The sequence below is a fragment of the Acidiphilium sp. PA genome (assembly GCF_026191915.1).
Lineage (GTDB): Bacteria > Pseudomonadota > Alphaproteobacteria > Acetobacterales > Acetobacteraceae > Acidiphilium.
The window spans coordinates 33,955-49,756 of record NZ_JAIMBY010000001.1 but is presented as its reverse complement, the minus strand read 5'-3'; the positions used below and the strand labels follow the sequence as shown (position 1 = coordinate 49,756).

Genomic DNA, 15,802 nt, shown 5'->3' with positions numbered 1-15,802 from the left:
GCCCATGCGTTACGCAAGTCCCCCTTGCGGCATCGGCCCGCCGCTTGACAGGCCCCGGCGCGATCAGGATGCTCCGCCCCGAGTGGGGGAAATTCGGGATGAACGACGCATCGGCACCAAAACTGGTTGAGGTTCTGCCGCACCATCGCCTCGATGAGGCGCGGCTGATCGAATACCTCGCCCGCCACATCCCCGGTTTCACCCCGCCCGCCGTCATCCGCCAGTTCCAGGGCGGCCAATCCAACCCCACCTACCTGATCGAGGCGTCGGGCCAGCGCTACGTGCTGCGCAAAAAACCGCCCGGCACGCTGCTGCCCTCGGCCCACCAGATCGACCGTGAATACCGCATCCAGAGCGCGCTCGCCGCCACCGCCGTGCCGGTCGCACCGATGCTGCACTACTGCGAAGACGCAACGATCATCGGCACCAGCTTCTACCTCATGGCCCATGTCGCAGGCCGCGTCTTCCACGATGTCATGATGCCCGGCGTCAGCCCGCCCGATCGCGGCGCGGTCCAGCGCAACCTGATCGAGGCCATCGCCGCGCTGCACAGCGTCGACTATCGCGCGGTCGGGCTCGAAACCTTCGGCCGGCCCGATCACTACGTCGCCCGCCAGATCGATCGCTGGACCCGCCAGTACGAGGCCTCGAAAACCGAAGACCTCCCGGCCATGACCAATCTGATCGCCTGGCTGCGCGCCAACATCCCCGCGCGCGACGAAACCGCCATCGTGCACGGCGATTTCCGGCTCGGCAACATGGTCATCCATCAGGACGAGCCCCGCATCGTCGCCGTGCTCGACTGGGAATTGTCCACCCTCGGCCATCCGCTCGCCGATCTCGCCTATTGCTGCATGTCCTACCATCTGCCGCCCGGATCGGGTCCCGCAATGGCCGGGTACCAGGGCATCGATGTCGCGGCGATGGGCCTGATGAGCGAGGCCGAGGCGCTCGCCCTCTACGCCCGCCTGACCGGGCGCGCGGCGATCGAACACTGGCAATTCTTCATGGGTTTCTCGCTGTTCCGCTCCGCCGCGATCGTCGAAGGGGTCTACGCCCGTTCCCTCGCCGGCAACGCGGCGGACCAGCGCGCCGGACGGATGCACGACATGTGCATCGCCGTCGCGAATACGGGTTGGAATGTCGTGCGCGGTGCCACACCGTCCCGATAGCGCAAGCACGACCCGGCGCGACACAAATCCGGTTCGCACCCTAAAAAACGCCATCCGCCGTCCCGAACGTCACGCAGGTTGCACCCGGCCAATGAAAATGTCATTCGCTCCCTCATGCGAATAACCTGCCCGGAATGCGCTGCGCAGTATGAATTGCCGCCCCAGGCCCTGGCTCGCCTGCCCCGGCGCGTCCGCTGCGCCCAGTGCGGCACCGAATGGCAAGTCGAACCACCGCCCCCGGCCGAACCCGTCGCATCGCCCGGCGCCGACGACGATTTCGAATTCAAACCAATCCAGTCCCCCGCATCCGAGTCCGAGTCCGAGTCCGAGCCCGAATCTGAATCCAAATCCGAATCCGAAACCATCCCGCCCGCGCCGCCCGAACCGCCCCCGCCCGTCGAAACGCGGATCGAACCCCCGATCAGACAACCGGCGCCACGCTCCCCACCCGCGCCGCCGGCCGGCTCGCCCAGTGCCCGCACCCTGTGGATCGGCTCGATCGTCCTGTTGATCGCCCTGATCGCTCTCATCCTGGCCCTGCACGGCCCGATCAGCCGCATCTGGCCGCCCTCGCTGCGCCTGTTCGACGCCCTCGGCCTGTCCTGAGCCCGCCCCCTTGACCGCGAGCCCCCGCAGCGGCGAGGGTTGCGCATGGCACATGAACTGCACGACCGACTCCTGATTCTCGACACGCATGTCGACATCCCCTGGCCGAACGGCCCCGATTTCACCACCGATGGCCCGCGTTGCGTCGACCTGCCGAAAATCCGCCGCGGCGGCGTCGGCGCCATCTGCTTCGCGGCCTACGTGCCCCAGGGCAGGCGCGATGATGCCGGCAACACCGAAGCCCGCACCCGCGCGCTGGCCATGCTCGATACCATCGCCGCCATGGGCCGCGCCGCCGGCGCCGTACCCGCCCACACCGCCGCCGCGATCGAGGCCGCCCACCGCGCCGGCCAGGTCGCGGTCATCCCCGCGGTCGAAAACGGCACCGCCCTCGGCGGCGACCTCGCCGTGCTCGACGATTTCGCCGCCCGCGGCGTCCGCTACATCACCCTGACCCACAACGGCCACAATGCCTTGGCCGATGCCGCCATCCCCCGCGCCGACCTCGGCGATGCCCCCACCGAACATGGCGGCCTGTCCGCCCTTGGCCGCGCTGCCATCGCCCGCATGAACGACCTCGGCATCCTGATCGACGTCAGCCATGCCTCCAAATCCAGCATGATGCAGGCGGTCGGCCTGTCACGCACCCCTATCGTCGCCACCCATTCCTGCGTGCGCGCCCTGTGCGATCACCCCCGCAACCTCGATGATGAACAACTCGCCGCCCTGCGCGACACCGGCGGCCTGATCCAGATCACCATGGTCTCCGCCTTCCTCAAACGCAGCGCCAAACCTTCCGATATCGGCGTCGCCGCCATCGCCGATCACGTCGACTACGTGGCCCAACGCATCGGCATCGACCATGTCGGCATCGGCACCGATTTCGACGGCGGCGGCGGCGTCGCCGGCTACATGCACGCCGGCCAGACCCCCAGCCTCACCGAGGAACTGATCAAACGCGGCTACGACGAACCCGCCCTCGCCAAAATCTGGGGCGGCAATTTCCTGCGGCTGCTGCGGATCGCCGAAGACGTCAGCGTGTAGGGCAGGGAAGGGAAGCGCTGCTTTTTTGTAAAAAAGCAGCAAAAAACTTTTTTGAATCGGGGGCGCGGGCGGTTTGGTATTCACGCGCTCAATTGAGGGCGCTTCTTTGCTGCTTTTTTAACGAGGCCAGGGGGGTCGGCGCCCCCTGGCCTCGCCTACCCCTCAGCCCGCAACCTTCTCCGCCACCAGCCGCGCGAACCGTGCCGGGTCGATCGGCGCCTCACCGTCCTGAATGCGCGCGAGATCGAGCAGCAACGCCGCCCAATCCGTCATATCCTCACCGGCATCGGCGCGCGGTATCAGGCTCTCGATCAGCTTGTGCGAAGGGTTGAGTTCGAGCGCCGGTTTCGGCGCGTAGCTCTGCCGCCCGGCCCGGCGCATCAGCCGTTGCAGTGCAAGGTCGGGTTGCCCACCGGCGGCGGCGAGCGCGGCGGGGCTATCGGTCAGCCGCGATGATGCCACCACGTCCGAAACCTGTTCGCTCAGCGCCGATTTCAGCGCCGCGGCCAGCGTGCTCATCGCCGCCGGCATCGCGGCGGTTTCGAACACGTCGTTCGCAGCCCCGGCGTGGACCAGTTTTTTCTCGGCATAGGTCGCGAGCCGCTCGGGCCAGAAAAAATCGATCTGGTCGGACAGCAGCAGCACCTCGAACCCCTTGGCGCGCAACCCTTCGATCTGCGGTGACGTGCGGATACGCTCGGCATCCTCACCGGTGATGTAGTAAATATCCTTCTGCCCTTCGGGCATCCGCGCCACATACTCATCGAGCGAGGTGAGTTCATCGCCATGGGTCGAACGGAACCGCGCAAGCCCGGCAATCTCGGTCCGGTGCTCGCTGTCGTCGTAGATCCCTTCCTTCAGCACCGGCCCGAACTGCTCGATGAAGGGTTTATACGCCTCGGCATCCTTCGCACGGGTCTTCAACTCCGTGATCACCCGGTTGACCAGCGCCTTGCGAATGCGCGCCAGCACCGGTGTTGCCTGCAGCATCTCCCGCGACACGTTCAGCGGCAGATCCTCGGTATCGACCACGCCTTCAATGAAGCGCAGCCACCCCGGCAGCAATTTGGCGTCATCGGTAATGAACATCCGGCGCACATGCAGCCGCACATGGCTTTCACGGTCATCCTCGGTTACCGGAAACGGTGACCGGCCGGGGATGAACAACAGGGCCGAAAACGCGATCGAACCCTCCGCACTCCAATGGATCGTCGCCCAGGGCTGGTCGAACATATGGCCGAGGTGGCGATAGAACTCGGTATAATCCTGCTCGGAGACATCCGATTTCCGCTTGCGCCACAGCGCGGTACCCTCGTTGGCGGCCTGGAAACTGCCATCCCGCTCGATCTTGATCGGCACCGAAATATGATCGGCCCATTTCCGCAAAATCGTCTCGAGCCGCACCGGCTCAAGATATTCATCGGCGTCGGCCTTGATATGCAGCACCACGTCCGAACCCGGCGTCTCGCGCGTCGCCTCGCTGATCCGGTAGCCGCCCCGCCCGTCCGATGACCATTTATGCGCAATCTCGGTCCCGGCCCGGCGCGAAATCATCTCGACCGTATCGGCCACCATGAACGCCGAATAGAACCCGACGCCGAACTGCCCGATCAGGCTGGGCCGCTCCTCCGGCTTCGCATCCGCCAGCGTCTCGGTAAACGCGCGGGTGCCCGAGCGCGCAATCGTGCCCAAATGGCTCGCCAGATCCTCGGCGGTCATGCCAATCCCGTCATCGGCAATCGTAATCGTCCGCGCCGCCTTGTCGACGCTGATGCGGATCGAGGCATCCTCCGGCAGCGCCAGGCTCTCATCGGACAGCGCCAGAAACCGCCGGCGATCGATCGCATCGGCCGCGTTGGCGACCAGCTCACGGAGAAAAATCTCCCGCTCGGAGTACAACGAATGCACCACCAGATCGAGCAGGCGGCCCACTTCGGCATCGAACGGACGGGTCGTGTCAGTTGTCGAACTCATGATATTCCTCACTAAAAGAACGAACGGCGCCTTGAGATAGGTCACGGATTGCGCGGTTGCAATCCTGGGTTAAGGAAGGCAAGCACTTCTTTTTTTGTAAAAAAAGAAGCAAAAAAACTTTTGTTCGCTGGGTTTTCACCGTTGAAAAGCCGGCGACTCAATGACCGAAAGTTTTTTGCTGCTTTTTTACAAAAAAGCAGACCTTCCCTTACCGACCTCGCACTTGCGCCTTCGCCACCGTCGGGTCCTCGTTCGTCTTCGGCCCCCGCCGCAACCGGTGCTCGCCGAGCAGCAGCAGAATGGGTGCCGCGATATAAATGCTCGACGACGTGCCAACCACGATGCCGAACAGCATGATCCACGCAAACCCCGACAGCGAAGCCCCGCCGAACAGCGCCAGCGGCAGCGCCGCCAGAAACACCGTGCTCGATGTCCCCAACGTCCGGTTCAGCGTCTCATTGATCGAAAGGTCGATCAACTCGCGCAGCGGCATCGTCTTATACTTGCGCAAATTCTCCCGCATCCGGTCGTAAACCACCACCTTGTCGTTGGTCGAATAGCCGATCACTGTCAGAATCGCCGCAATCGTCACCAGGTCGAATGGAATCTGCGTGATCACCATGAACCCGACCGTCTTGGTCACATCCAGCACCAGCGTCGCCACCGCGCCCACCGCGAACTGCCATTCGAACCGGAACCAGATATAGACCAAAATCATCAGAAAGCTCAGCCCGAGCGCCACCAACCCCTGCTGGAACAGCGTATTCGACACCGAAGCCCCGATCGCCTGGGTCGATTCGATCGTCGCCCCCGGAATCGTCGCCTTCACCACGCCCTCCGCCGCCGTGAGCGATCGCTGGGTCGCGTTGGCATTGGCCTTGGATTCCAGGCTGATCAGCACGCCCTTGCCATTGCCGAACCCCTGCAGCGCCGCCCCCTGCAAATGCGCCGCATCCAACCCGCTCCGCAGCTTGCTGAAATCCGGCTTGCTCGGCGTCGCCACCTGGATCACCACGCCGCCCTTGAAATCCAACCCCAGGTTCAATCCCGGATGGAAAAACAGAATGATCGACGCGGTCGACAGCACGGCCGACACCATCAGGCCGATGAACCGCCCCTTCATGAAGCGGATGCGCGTGCCGTCCGGCACCAGGCGGAACGCGGGAGTGGTGATGAATTTCATCGGATGAGCCTCAAAAAACCGGCAAAGCGGCAGGACGGCGGGCAATGTACCAGCGCGCGGTGATCAACCGGACCAGCACGGTCGAGGTGAACAGCGTCGTCACAATGCCCACGCAGATCGTCACGGCAAACCCGCGCACAGGCGGCGAGCCGAAAATGAACAGCATGATATGAGCCAGCAGCGTCGTCACGTTGGAATCGATGATCGTGCCATACGCCCGCTTATACCCCGCTTCCAGCGCCGCCAGCGGCTTGCGCCCCAGCTTCACCTCCTCGCGCACACGCTCGTTGATCAGCACGTTGGCGTCCACCGCCATGCCCAGCGTCAGCAAAATCCCCGCCATGCCCGGCAAGGTCAGCGTCGCCCCCATCACCGACAGCACAGCCACCAGCAGCAGCAGATTGACCACCAGCGCGATGTTCGCGAACCAGCCGAACAGCCCGTAAAAACTCGCCATGAACAGAATGACCAGCACGAACCCGACCGCGAGCGACAAAATCCCCGCCCTTATCGCATCCGCGCCCAATTCCGGCCCGACGCTCTGCTGCTCCACCACCCGCAGCGGCGCCGGCAGCGCGCCCGCCCGCAGCAGCAACGCCAGATCCGTCGCCGATTGCGCGGTGAACCCACCGGTAATCTGCCCCTGACCACCAATGATCGGCGTCTGGATCACCGGCGCCTCGATAATCTTGTGATCCAGCTCGATCGCGAACAATTTGCCCACGTTCTTGGTGGTGATCTCGGCGAATTTGCGCGCCCCGGTGCCGTTGAACGTAAAATTCACCACCCAGCCGCCGGTCTGCGGGTCCTGCCCGGCCTGCGCATTGGTCAGGTCCGCGCCATCCACCGCCACCCGCGAGCGGATCGCCATCAACTGCGCCGGATCGTTCAGCATCGGCAGAATCTCGACCCCCGGCGGCGGCGTCTTGGTCTCCGGGTTCACATTCTGCGCCACCATATGAAACGTCATGTGCGCGGTCTTGCCCAGCAACCGCTTGATCCGGTTCGGGTCCGAAACCCCCGGCAACTGGATCACGATCTTGTCGCTGCCCTGCCGCGCAATCTGCGGATCGACCACGCCCGACCCATCGATGCGCCGCCCGATGATCGTGATCGACTGCGCGATCGCCTGGCTCTGCTTGGCAATCAGCCCCGCGCGCGACAAGGTGAGCGTCGCCGCCCCCGAAGGATCGATCCGCACATCGATATCCGGCGCCCCGCCCGCCGCCGCAACCGGGCTGATCAGCTTTTGCAGGATCGGCTTCGCCGCCGCCGCATCGGAGGGTTTCAACAGATTGAACTGCACCCGCTTCGCCGCGACATTCGCGCCAAGATCGGTATACCCGATATCCGCCTTCAGCAGCGCCTGGCGCACGTCGTCGGTCAGCCCGGTCAACTGCTCCTTCACCACCGCGTTCATATCCACCTGCATCAGCAGATACGACCCGCCGCGCAAATCGAGCCCCAGATGGATCTGCGGCCACGGCACCCCCGGCAGCGGCCGCTTGATCAGGTTCGGCACCGCCAGCAGCACCCCGATGGCGCAGAACAGCAGGATCATGGTGGTTTTCAGGCGCGTGAAATAAAGCATGGTCGGCAGTGGGTCCTTGAACGTGCCGCGACAGTGGGCGGGCGGGCGGGGGTGGTATGGCGGGGCCGGCTTGCGCGTGCAAGTGTGGCCCCAATTCGGGAGGATTGCGGTGGACAGGCTCAAGGTCGGTGTGATCGGTGCAGGACATTTCGGGCGGTTCCACGCCCTGAAAACGGCGGCGGCCGAACGCGCCGTCCTGGTCGGCCTGCACGATCCCGATGCCGCCCGCGCCACCCTCGTCGCGGCCGAGGCCAACTGCCCCGCCCTGCCGCTCGATGCCCTGATCGCAGCCGCCGACGCCCTGATCATCGCCGCTCCGGCCGATGCCCATTTCCCCCTCGCCATGCAATCCCTCGCGGCCGGCCGCCACGTCCTGATCGAAAAACCGATCGCGGCGACACTTCAGGAGGCCGATCAACTCGCCGCCGCCGCCACCGCCCGCGGCCTTGTCCTTCAGGTCGGCCACCTCGAGCGATTCTCCGCCGCCCACGGCGCCGTCGCCGCCCGCATGGGCCGCCCGCTCTATATCGAAGCCGTCCGCGTCGCCCCCTTCAAACCCCGCGGCACCGATGTCTCGGTCATCCTCGACCTCATGATCCACGACCTCGACCTCGTGCTCGCCCTGGTCGGTCAGAAAATCGACAGCGTCGATGCCGTCGGCGCCGCCGTCGCCAGCGCGCACGACGATATCGCCAACGCCCGCGTCCACTTCGCCGATGGCTGCGTCGCCACCATCACCGCCAGCCGCATCTCGCTGAAAACCGAACGAAAAATGCGCATCTTCGCCGAATCCGGCTACCTGACCGTCGATTTCGCCACCAAAAAACTCACCCTGATCGGCCGCGACCGCGGCATCGCACTCCCCGGCTTTGAGGAATTCGGCATCGAAACCGCAAGCTGGGACGAGCACGACGCCCTCGCCGCCGAACACGCCGCCTTCCACGCCGCCTGCCTCGACGGCGCCCCCGTCCTGGTCGACGCCGCCGCCGGCCGCCGCGCCCTCGAAGCCGCCATCGCCGTCGCCGCCTCGATCACCGCAAGCCGCGCCCGCGCCGTCGCCTCCGGGTTGATCCGCTGAAATCTGGATTCGAAAGCAGGGAACGGAGTTTCAGCGTGGCGCCGGTCTGGTTAAGTGAGCGCAAGGCAAGGGAGGACTTCTTTTTTGAAAAAAAGAAGCAAAAAACTTTTTGAATCTGGGGCACGGGCGTTTTCACGCGCTCAGTCCCAAATTAACAAAGTTTTTTTTGCTTCTTTTTTGTTCACAAAAAAGAAGACTTCCTTGTCCTCACCTACCTCATCGCCCCGATCTCCAGGACAAATACCATGCCGACCCACTTCAACCGTATCGTACAAGATCCCCGCCTCGCCCAGATCACCGTGCGTGACCGCACCGCCGATGGCACTTTCTGGTATTCCGTCGCCACCACCGGCGTCTATTGCCGCCCGTCGTGCCCGTCGCGCCACGCCAACCCCGCCAACATCGCCCTCCATGCCTCCCCATCCGCCGCCCGCGCCGCCGGCTTTCGCCCCTGCCTGCGCTGCCGGCCGGACGACCCCGGCCCCCGATCCGCCCTCGTCGCCCGTATCGAGGCCGCCTGCCGCCAGATCGAATCCGCCGCCGAACCGCCCAGCCTCACCCGGCTCGCCGCCGCCGCCGGCCTCAGCCCCGGGCATTTCCATCGCAGTTTCAAGGCGATCACCGGCCTCACCCCGAAACACTACGCCGAAGCCCGGCGCGCCGGCCGCCTGCGCGCCGCCTTGCCCAATGCCGGTGGCGTGACCGAGGCGATCTACGAGTCCGGTTTCCAATCCAGCGGTCGTTTCTACGCCCGATCCACCGCCCTGCTCGGCATGACCCCCACCCGCTACCGCGCTGGCGGCGCCAGCGAGACCATCCGCTTCGCCGTCGGCCAATGCAGCCTCGGTGCCATCCTGGTCGCCTCCAGCACCCAGGGCGTCGTCGCCATCCTGCTCGGGGACGAGCCCGAGGCGCTGATCCACGACCTTGAAACCCGGTTTCCCAACGCCACCCTTATCGGCGATGATCCCGCATACCAATCCCTCATCGCCCGCGTCGTCGGCCTGATTGAAACCCCGCGCCAGCCAGCCGACCTCGCGCTCGATATCCGCGGCACCGCCTTCCAGCAGCGCGTCTGGCAGGCCCTGCGCGCCATCCCGCCAGGCCAGACCGCAACCTATGCCGAGATCGCCCGCGCCATCGGCACCCCCAGCGCCACCCGCGCGGTCGCCGGGGCCTGCGCCGCGAATACCATCGCGATCGCCATCCCCTGCCATCGCGTCATCCGCACGGATGGCACTCTGTCCGGCTACCGCTGGGGCATCGAACGCAAACGCCGCCTGCTCGAACAGGAAACCACCGCATGACCGCCGCAATCGATTGGCAAGCCACTATCGCATCGCTCGACGAGCAAGGCTGGGCCGTCCTGCCGCGCCTGCTCAGCGCGGACGAATGCACCGAAACCGTCGCGCTTTACAGCGACCCGTCGCATTTCCGCAAACACGTCGTCATGGGCCGCCACGGCTATGGCGAAGGCGAATACCGCTACTTCGCCTACCAACTGCCCCCCTTGGTCGCCCGCCTGCGCCGCAGCCTTTACGCAGCCCTGGCCCCGCTCGCCAACCGCTGGCACGAGCGCCTCGCCATCGAAACCCGCTTCCCCGCCGACCATGCCGATTTCATCGCGAACTGCCACGCCGCCGGCCAGACCAAACCAACCCCGCTGCTGCTGCAATACCGTGCCGGCGACTACAACTGCCTCCACCAGGACATCTACGGCCCTCAAATCTTTCCGCTCCAGGTCGCAACCCTGCTCTCGACGCCGGGCACCGATTTCGAAGGCGGCGAATTCGTCCTCACCGAACAACGCCCCCGCCGGCAATCCCGGGCTGGCGTCGTTCCGCTCGGAAGGGGCGATGCGGTCGTCTTCGCGGTCAACAGCCGCCCGGTCCGCGGCAGCCGCGGCGATCACCGGGTCATCCTCCGCCACGGCGTCAGCACCATCCGCGCCGGCCAGCGCCACACCCTCGGCATCATCTTCCACGACGCCGCCTGACCGACGGCGTTCATGGTTCAAGGCAGGCGAAGCACTTCTTTTTTTGCAAAAAAAGAAGCAAAAAACTCTGGTCGATCTGGTCCGTGCCGGCGGCGCCCACATACTTCATGGGAAGGACCCTATGCTGCGAAACGATCGATCCCTTGGCATCAGAACCGACCTCCTGTTCCACCGCTTCGACGGCCAGGTGATCGAACGCGCCGACTACCTCGTCATCCGCACCCCAACCAACCCCGGCTTCTTCTTCGGCAATCTGCTGATCTTCAGCGCCCCACCCACCCCGCAAGACGCCATCGCCTGGCCCGCGCTGTGCCGGCAGGTTGATTTTACCGTGACTGAACGACACCATGCGGCGTTTCGGCGGGACCCCAAAAGACCAACCGATACCAACCGACCCAAAGCTTGATCGACGCCCGATACCCAGGTGTTTTCAAAAGCGCAGACCCAAATGAACAAAGTTTTTTTTGCTTCTTTTTTGTTCACAAAAAAGAAGAACTTCCCTTGGTTTTTGGGTGTATTGTTTCGTTTTCGTAACGATTTAGGCGTGCATCAGCCGCGCGGGCCTTTGCGCCACATTTTTTTGGCGTCGAAGGAGGGCACGAAAGGGTGGTGCCAGGGCGGGACGGGTGGTGGGGGTGGGCCGAGGATGTCGCGGAGTTGTTCGGGGGTGAAGTCGATGCTGCCGTCGGGGTTGACTTTGTATTGGGCCATGAAGTCGGGCTGGCGCTTGGGGCGGGGGCGTTTGGGGCGGGGTTTTGGTTCGCCTGTGGGTTCGCGCCGGGGTTTTCTGGGGCGTTTGATGATTTGGGGGGGACGCAGGCCGAGCATGGTGTGGAGGGGGCGGAGGATGCGGCCGAGGCTGGGGTGGGTGGCGAGCAGGTCCAGCACGATGGGGTCTTCCATGAAAAGCTGGAGATCGGCGCGGGCGGCGGCACCGCCGACGACGGTGGCGGGGCCGTTGGGGAGCAGGCGGATGAGCCAGGCGAAGCCGCGCGGGAGCGTGAGGGGTGGTTTGGGTTTGGGATTGGGGGTGGCGGTGGCGGGTTCGCGCTCGACCGGTTTGGGAGCGCGGGTGCGGATGCGGGGGGATTGGGGTGGGCGGGATGCGATGCGGGCGAAGCGGGCGATCTGGCGGGCGAGGTAGTTCCAGATCAGGACGATGAGCGGGCCGTGGATTTTGAGGCGGTAGCCGTTGTCGGCGACCGAGCGCTGCAGGGCACGGAAGATCACCGCGAAGCGCTCGGTCGGGTCGGCAGGCATGAACGGCGCGTTTGCGATCATGACCGCATATAAACCATGCGGGGTGGGGGGTGAGAAAGGGGTTTGTTAGGGGGTTTGTTAGATTCTTTGTTTGGGGGTTGGTTGGGGTGGATTGCGGTGTTGCGCTTGCGGGGACGGTGCGGGCTTGGGGCGGCTGATGGGCATCGCGCTTTTGGACGCGGGATCGCTGCCGGCGCTACACTGGCGACTGCGCCCGGCCGGTTCGTGACAGTATCGGCGCGTGGCCGGTCAGATCCGAGTCGCACCAACTGTCTCACCATCACGGCACTGTAATGGCCGCTTGCCAACAGTGCTGAATCCGCAAGCGAATTCGCCAGATCCACCGCCCGACCGCAATCATCGGTTGACGCGGTCGAGCACGGACCGCTAGGTGCTGATCGTGTCGAACACTACAGTCCCCTTACCGGCGATCCGGATTCGTGGCCGGTCGTTCATGGCGCTGATCGTAGTCCCCGAACCGCCGTTCGAGGCCTGGTTGACGGCGCTTGACCAACAGATGGCCCGGTCCGCCGGCTTTTTCGTCGACCGGCCGGTGGTGGTCAACCTGTCTGCCATGGCCGAAGCCGATGACGATCCCGCCCAGGTGCTCGCCGCCCTCGAAGCGCGCGACCTCCGGATTATCGGCGTTGAAGGTGTCGATATGGCCGCCCTGCGCGGCACACCCTGGTTCGGCGCCACGCTCGCCGCGCCTGGCCGCGAAGGCAAGCCGGACAAATTCATCGACCTCCCGGAAGCCGCCGCGCCAACCCCGCCCGAACCGCCACCGCCCGAACCCGTCCGCCGCCCTTCGCTGCTGATCAACCGGCCGGTCCGCTCCGGCCAGTCGATCGTGTTCGAGGAGGGTGATGTCACGGTGATCGGGCCGGTCTCGTCGGGGGCGGAAATCATCGCCGGCGGCTCGATCCATATTTATGGCACCCTGCGCGGCCGCGCCGTGGCCGGGCTGCTGGGTGGTGCCGAGGCGCGCATTTTCTGCACCAGGCTCGCCGCCGAGCTTCTCGCGATCGATGGGCTATACCGTACCGCGGACCATTGGGGCCACGGCCTGCAAGGCAAGCCGGTCCAGGTCTGGCTCGACGACAAGGAACTGCGTCTCGCGGCCCTCGAATAGGATGCCCGCGCCCTGCGGCATCATACTGGACTGTTTGCGCCCTGCGGGGCGGGATTGAAGGAAGAGAATACATGTCGAAGGTTCTGGTCGTTACATCGGGCAAGGGCGGGGTCGGTAAAACCACCTCGTCGGCCGCACTGGGTGCAGCGCTCGCCCAGGCCGGCAAAAACGTCGTCGTCGTCGATTTCGACGTCGGTCTGCGCAACCTCGACCTCATCATGGGGGCGGAGCGGCGCGTCGTGTTCGATCTGGTCAATGTCGTGCAGGGCGACGCCAAACTCGCCCAGGCCCTGATCCGCGACAAGCGGGTTGAAACCCTTTCGCTGCTGCCCGCCTCGCAGACCCGCGACAAGGACGCCCTGACCCCCGAAGGGGTGGAGCGGGTGATCGATGAATTGCGGGAAAAATTCGACTGGATCGTGTGTGACAGCCCGGCCGGCATCGAGCGTGGCGCGACACTCGCGATGCGCCATGCCGATATGGCCGTGGTGGTGACCAACCCCGAAGTCTCCTCGGTCCGCGACTCCGATCGTATCATCGGCCTGCTCGATTCCAAGACCGCCCGCGCCGAAGCCGGCGAGACGATCGAAAAACATCTTCTGCTCACCCGCTACGATGCCACCCGTGCCGCACGCGGTGAGATGCTCAAGGTTGAGGACGTCCTGGAAATCCTGGCGATCCCGCTGCTCGGCATCATCCCCGACAGCGAGGACGTGCTGAAAGCCTCCAACGTCGGCTGCCCGGTCACGCTGCACAACCCGCTCTCCGGCCCGGCCCGCGCCTATGCCGAAGCCGCCCGGCGCCTGCTGGGCGAGACCATCGCGGTCACCATGCCGGTCGAGAAAAAGAGTTTGATGAGCCGGTGGTTCGGCCGGAGTGTCGCATGAGCATTTTCGGGTTCTTCACGCGCACGCGCACCGCACCGGTGGCGCGCGAGCGCCTGCAGCTGCTGCTGGCCCACGAACGCGCGCTGTCCGGCAAGTCCGACCTCGCGGCGATCCTGCAGGAGGAGATTCTGGCGGTCATTGCCAAGCACATTGCGATCGACCGCGAGAAGGTCAAAGTCAAACTCGACCGCGACGGTACGATCTCCACCCTCGAAATCGACATCGAAATGCCTGAAGCGGTCGCCTTAAAAAACTGATTCATAAGTGTTTTTCGCGTCACTGCCATAAAACGGCAACACATCCCGCCTTGCTCTTGATGCCAAACCCCGCATCGGCTAGACCCCTCTTCACGCGCGGCCCAGGTAGCTCAGTTGGTAGAGCATGCGACTGAAAATCGCAGTGTCGGTGGTTCGATTCCGCCCCTGGGCACCATTTTCCTCCTAACCCGGCTTGGTCTGACAGGGCGAAACCTCATGGACGGAATTGAAACCGCGACGGACAGTCTGGAACGGCACCAGCATCTGAAGGAACACCCCGAAGCGCATCATGCCCGGCGGATGGCGCTGGTGATCGGCATTCTCGCGGCCGCCCTTGCGATCTGCGAAATGGGCGAAAAATCCGCGCAGAACGATTACATCGCCAAACAGATCGCGGTCAGCGATACCTGGGCATTCTACCAGGCGAAATCGATCAAGGCGGATATCGCGTCGAGCCAGGCCGCCACATTGTCCGCGCTCGCGACCCATGGCAGCGATGCGACGGCGCAGGCGCTGGCGCGCGCGGCGGAAGCCCGTGCCGCCAAGGAGGCATCCGACCCCGCCGGCCGGGAAGGCAAGGCGCAGCTCAAGCAACAGGCGCTGCGCCAGACCGAAGCGCGCGACCACCAGCTGGAACGCTATCATTTTCTGGAAATCGCGGTGGGCGCGCTGCAGATCGCCATCGTGCTCGCCTCGGTTTCGGTCGTGACCGAAATCGTCGCCTTCGGCTTCGCCGCCATCGGCCTTGGTGCGCTCGCGTTCGTTGGCGGCATCGGCGTGATGGCGTTCCTCTGACCGAGATCGCGGTGCGTGCTTGCGCCTATTTTGCAGCGCGCGCCATAAACCCCCTGTTCAACCTTGCCGTGAATCGCTAGAAGAATCGCGGCACGCCGATTCGTTGTTGATCGGCGCGTCAGAATCTTCAACCTGCCGGAAGCGCCGGCATCGGTTCGCCCGTCATCGCGCTGGGACCGATCAAGAACAGGAAAGAGGCTTCGACCATGTCGAAAGCGTTTCTCGCGGAAGTCATTCAGAAATCGGCCGAGATCACCGGCGTTGCCTCCAACCGGGCGGCGACCGACCTGATGGAGGCGATCGTCAAGGAACTGAAAAAGAACGGCAAATTCACCTTGCCGAGCTTCGGCACGTTCACGGTGCGCAAAACCAAGGCGCGCAAGGGCGTCAATCCGCGCACCGGCGAGGAAATCAAGGTCAAGGCCGGCAAGACGGTGCGTTTCAAGGCATCGCCCTCGCTGAAGAAAATGGTTTGAATCGGCCGCGAGCGGGATGACGGGTCGCTCTGCGGCACCCGTCATTCGGGGCGCGCGGAGAGACTGACAAGATGTGACTTCACCGACTGACGGGCCCGTTATAGCGGCGTGTCAGAAACGCAAGGCGACCCCCCCCCTGTTATGGTTGGATGTTGCGCGGTCGTGCGGTTGCGGCCGTGGGGTTTTCGGCGCGGAGACGCCCGGTGCGTTCGACCCGCGGGGCGATGCCGTCGCGGTGCGACCGGGGATCGCTCCACCGCGGCGATGAGATCCGGCGCTGGACCGGCGCCGTTGAGACCCCCGCCGCCGTGGCGGCCGGCGTCGCATACCGGGTTGCGGGTTGTTTGGATC

At 64.8% G+C, this 15,802-nt stretch carries 16 protein-coding genes and 1 tRNA gene; 12 read left to right on the top strand and 5 right to left on the bottom strand.

The window, feature by feature from the left end; genetic code table 11:
- The first annotated feature begins 98 nt into the window (after positions 1 to 98).
- The 3 genes from AruPA_RS00250 to AruPA_RS00240 all read left to right on the top strand — a co-directional run bounded on the left by AruPA_RS00250 (position 99) and on the right by AruPA_RS00240 (position 2,822).
- A complete protein-coding gene (locus AruPA_RS00250; RefSeq protein ID WP_265634060.1) occupies positions 99 to 1,172 on the top strand; it encodes a phosphotransferase family protein in 1,074 nt (357 codons plus the stop codon).
- 114 nt (positions 1,173 to 1,286) lie between these two features.
- Positions 1,287 to 1,778, top strand: coding sequence for a zinc-ribbon domain-containing protein (locus AruPA_RS00245; protein ID WP_265634057.1), 492 nt, complete (start codon positions 1,287 to 1,289; stop codon positions 1,776 to 1,778).
- A 45-nt stretch (positions 1,779 to 1,823) separates the two neighbouring features.
- Positions 1,824 to 2,822 carry a dipeptidase gene (locus AruPA_RS00240; RefSeq protein ID WP_265634056.1) on the top strand — a complete coding sequence of 333 codons (999 nt, stop codon included), beginning with the start codon at positions 1,824 to 1,826 and terminating at the stop codon, positions 2,820 to 2,822.
- A gap of 162 nt (positions 2,823 to 2,984) precedes the next feature.
- Here AruPA_RS00240 and htpG read toward each other — a convergent pair whose 3' ends face one another.
- The 3 genes from htpG to secD form a co-directional block, all read right to left on the bottom strand.
- Positions 2,985 to 4,796, bottom strand: coding sequence for a molecular chaperone HtpG (htpG, locus tag AruPA_RS00235; RefSeq protein ID WP_265634054.1), 1,812 nt, complete (start codon positions 4,794 to 4,796; stop codon positions 2,985 to 2,987).
- 208 nt (positions 4,797 to 5,004) lie between these two features.
- A complete protein-coding gene (gene secF / locus AruPA_RS00230; RefSeq protein WP_265634052.1) occupies positions 5,005 to 5,979 on the bottom strand; it encodes a protein translocase subunit SecF in 975 nt (324 codons plus the stop codon).
- 10 nt (positions 5,980 to 5,989) lie between these two features.
- Positions 5,990 to 7,570, bottom strand: coding sequence for a protein translocase subunit SecD (gene secD / locus AruPA_RS00225; RefSeq protein ID WP_265634050.1), 1,581 nt, complete (start codon positions 7,568 to 7,570; stop codon positions 5,990 to 5,992).
- 109 nt (positions 7,571 to 7,679) lie between these two features.
- Here secD and AruPA_RS00220 point away from each other — a divergent pair, with 109 nt between their 5' ends.
- The 3 genes from AruPA_RS00220 to AruPA_RS00210 all read left to right on the top strand — a co-directional run bounded on the left by AruPA_RS00220 (position 7,680) and on the right by AruPA_RS00210 (position 10,644).
- Complete coding sequence (locus tag AruPA_RS00220; RefSeq protein WP_265634048.1) at positions 7,680 to 8,648, top strand: Gfo/Idh/MocA family protein; 969 nt, start codon at positions 7,680 to 7,682, stop codon at positions 8,646 to 8,648.
- Positions 8,649 to 8,893: 245 nt separating this feature from the next.
- A complete protein-coding gene (ada, locus tag AruPA_RS00215) occupies positions 8,894 to 9,955 on the top strand; it encodes a bifunctional DNA-binding transcriptional regulator/O6-methylguanine-DNA methyltransferase Ada (protein WP_265634047.1) in 1,062 nt (353 codons plus the stop codon).
- Positions 9,952 to 10,644, top strand: a complete 693-nt coding sequence (locus AruPA_RS00210) for a 2OG-Fe(II) oxygenase (RefSeq protein WP_265634045.1) — start codon at positions 9,952 to 9,954, stop codon at positions 10,642 to 10,644. The genes ada and AruPA_RS00210 overlap by 4 nt, the downstream gene beginning before the upstream one ends.
- A gap of 10 nt (positions 10,645 to 10,654) precedes the next feature.
- Here the strand turns inward: AruPA_RS00210 and AruPA_RS00205 are convergent, their stop codons facing one another.
- Positions 10,655 to 10,993: a hypothetical protein gene (locus AruPA_RS00205; protein WP_265634043.1), complete on the bottom strand. Its 339-nt coding sequence runs from the start codon at positions 10,991 to 10,993 to the stop codon at positions 10,655 to 10,657.
- A gap of 200 nt (positions 10,994 to 11,193) precedes the next feature.
- Positions 11,194 to 11,925 (bottom strand): hypothetical protein, encoded by a 732-nt coding sequence (locus tag AruPA_RS00200; protein WP_265634041.1) that lies wholly within the window; start codon positions 11,923 to 11,925, stop codon positions 11,194 to 11,196.
- Positions 11,926 to 12,304: 379 nt separating this feature from the next.
- On the opposite strand from AruPA_RS00200, the gene minC reads away from it, so the two are divergent.
- From minC to AruPA_RS00170, 6 genes are all read left to right on the top strand, one after another.
- The gene (gene minC, locus AruPA_RS00195) at positions 12,305 to 13,036 is read left to right on the top strand and encodes a septum site-determining protein MinC (protein ID WP_265634038.1); all 732 of its coding nucleotides are present in this window, start codon (positions 12,305 to 12,307) and stop codon (positions 13,034 to 13,036) included.
- A gap of 71 nt (positions 13,037 to 13,107) precedes the next feature.
- A complete protein-coding gene (minD, locus tag AruPA_RS00190) occupies positions 13,108 to 13,923 on the top strand; it encodes a septum site-determining protein MinD (protein ID WP_265634036.1) in 816 nt (271 codons plus the stop codon).
- On the top strand, positions 13,920 to 14,180 hold the full coding sequence (minE, locus tag AruPA_RS00185; protein ID WP_265634035.1) for a cell division topological specificity factor MinE: 261 nt from the start codon (positions 13,920 to 13,922) through the stop codon (positions 14,178 to 14,180). Before minD ends, minE begins: the two co-directional genes overlap by 4 nt.
- A gap of 99 nt (positions 14,181 to 14,279) precedes the next feature.
- Positions 14,280 to 14,355, top strand: a tRNA-Phe gene (locus tag AruPA_RS00180).
- A 41-nt stretch (positions 14,356 to 14,396) separates the two neighbouring features.
- Positions 14,397 to 14,975, top strand: a complete 579-nt coding sequence (locus AruPA_RS00175; protein WP_265634033.1) for a DUF4337 domain-containing protein — start codon at positions 14,397 to 14,399, stop codon at positions 14,973 to 14,975.
- A gap of 206 nt (positions 14,976 to 15,181) precedes the next feature.
- Entirely contained in the window at positions 15,182 to 15,451 is a 270-nt protein-coding gene (locus tag AruPA_RS00170; RefSeq protein WP_265634031.1) for an HU family DNA-binding protein, read from the top strand.
- Positions 15,452 to 15,802 lie beyond the last annotated feature (351 nt).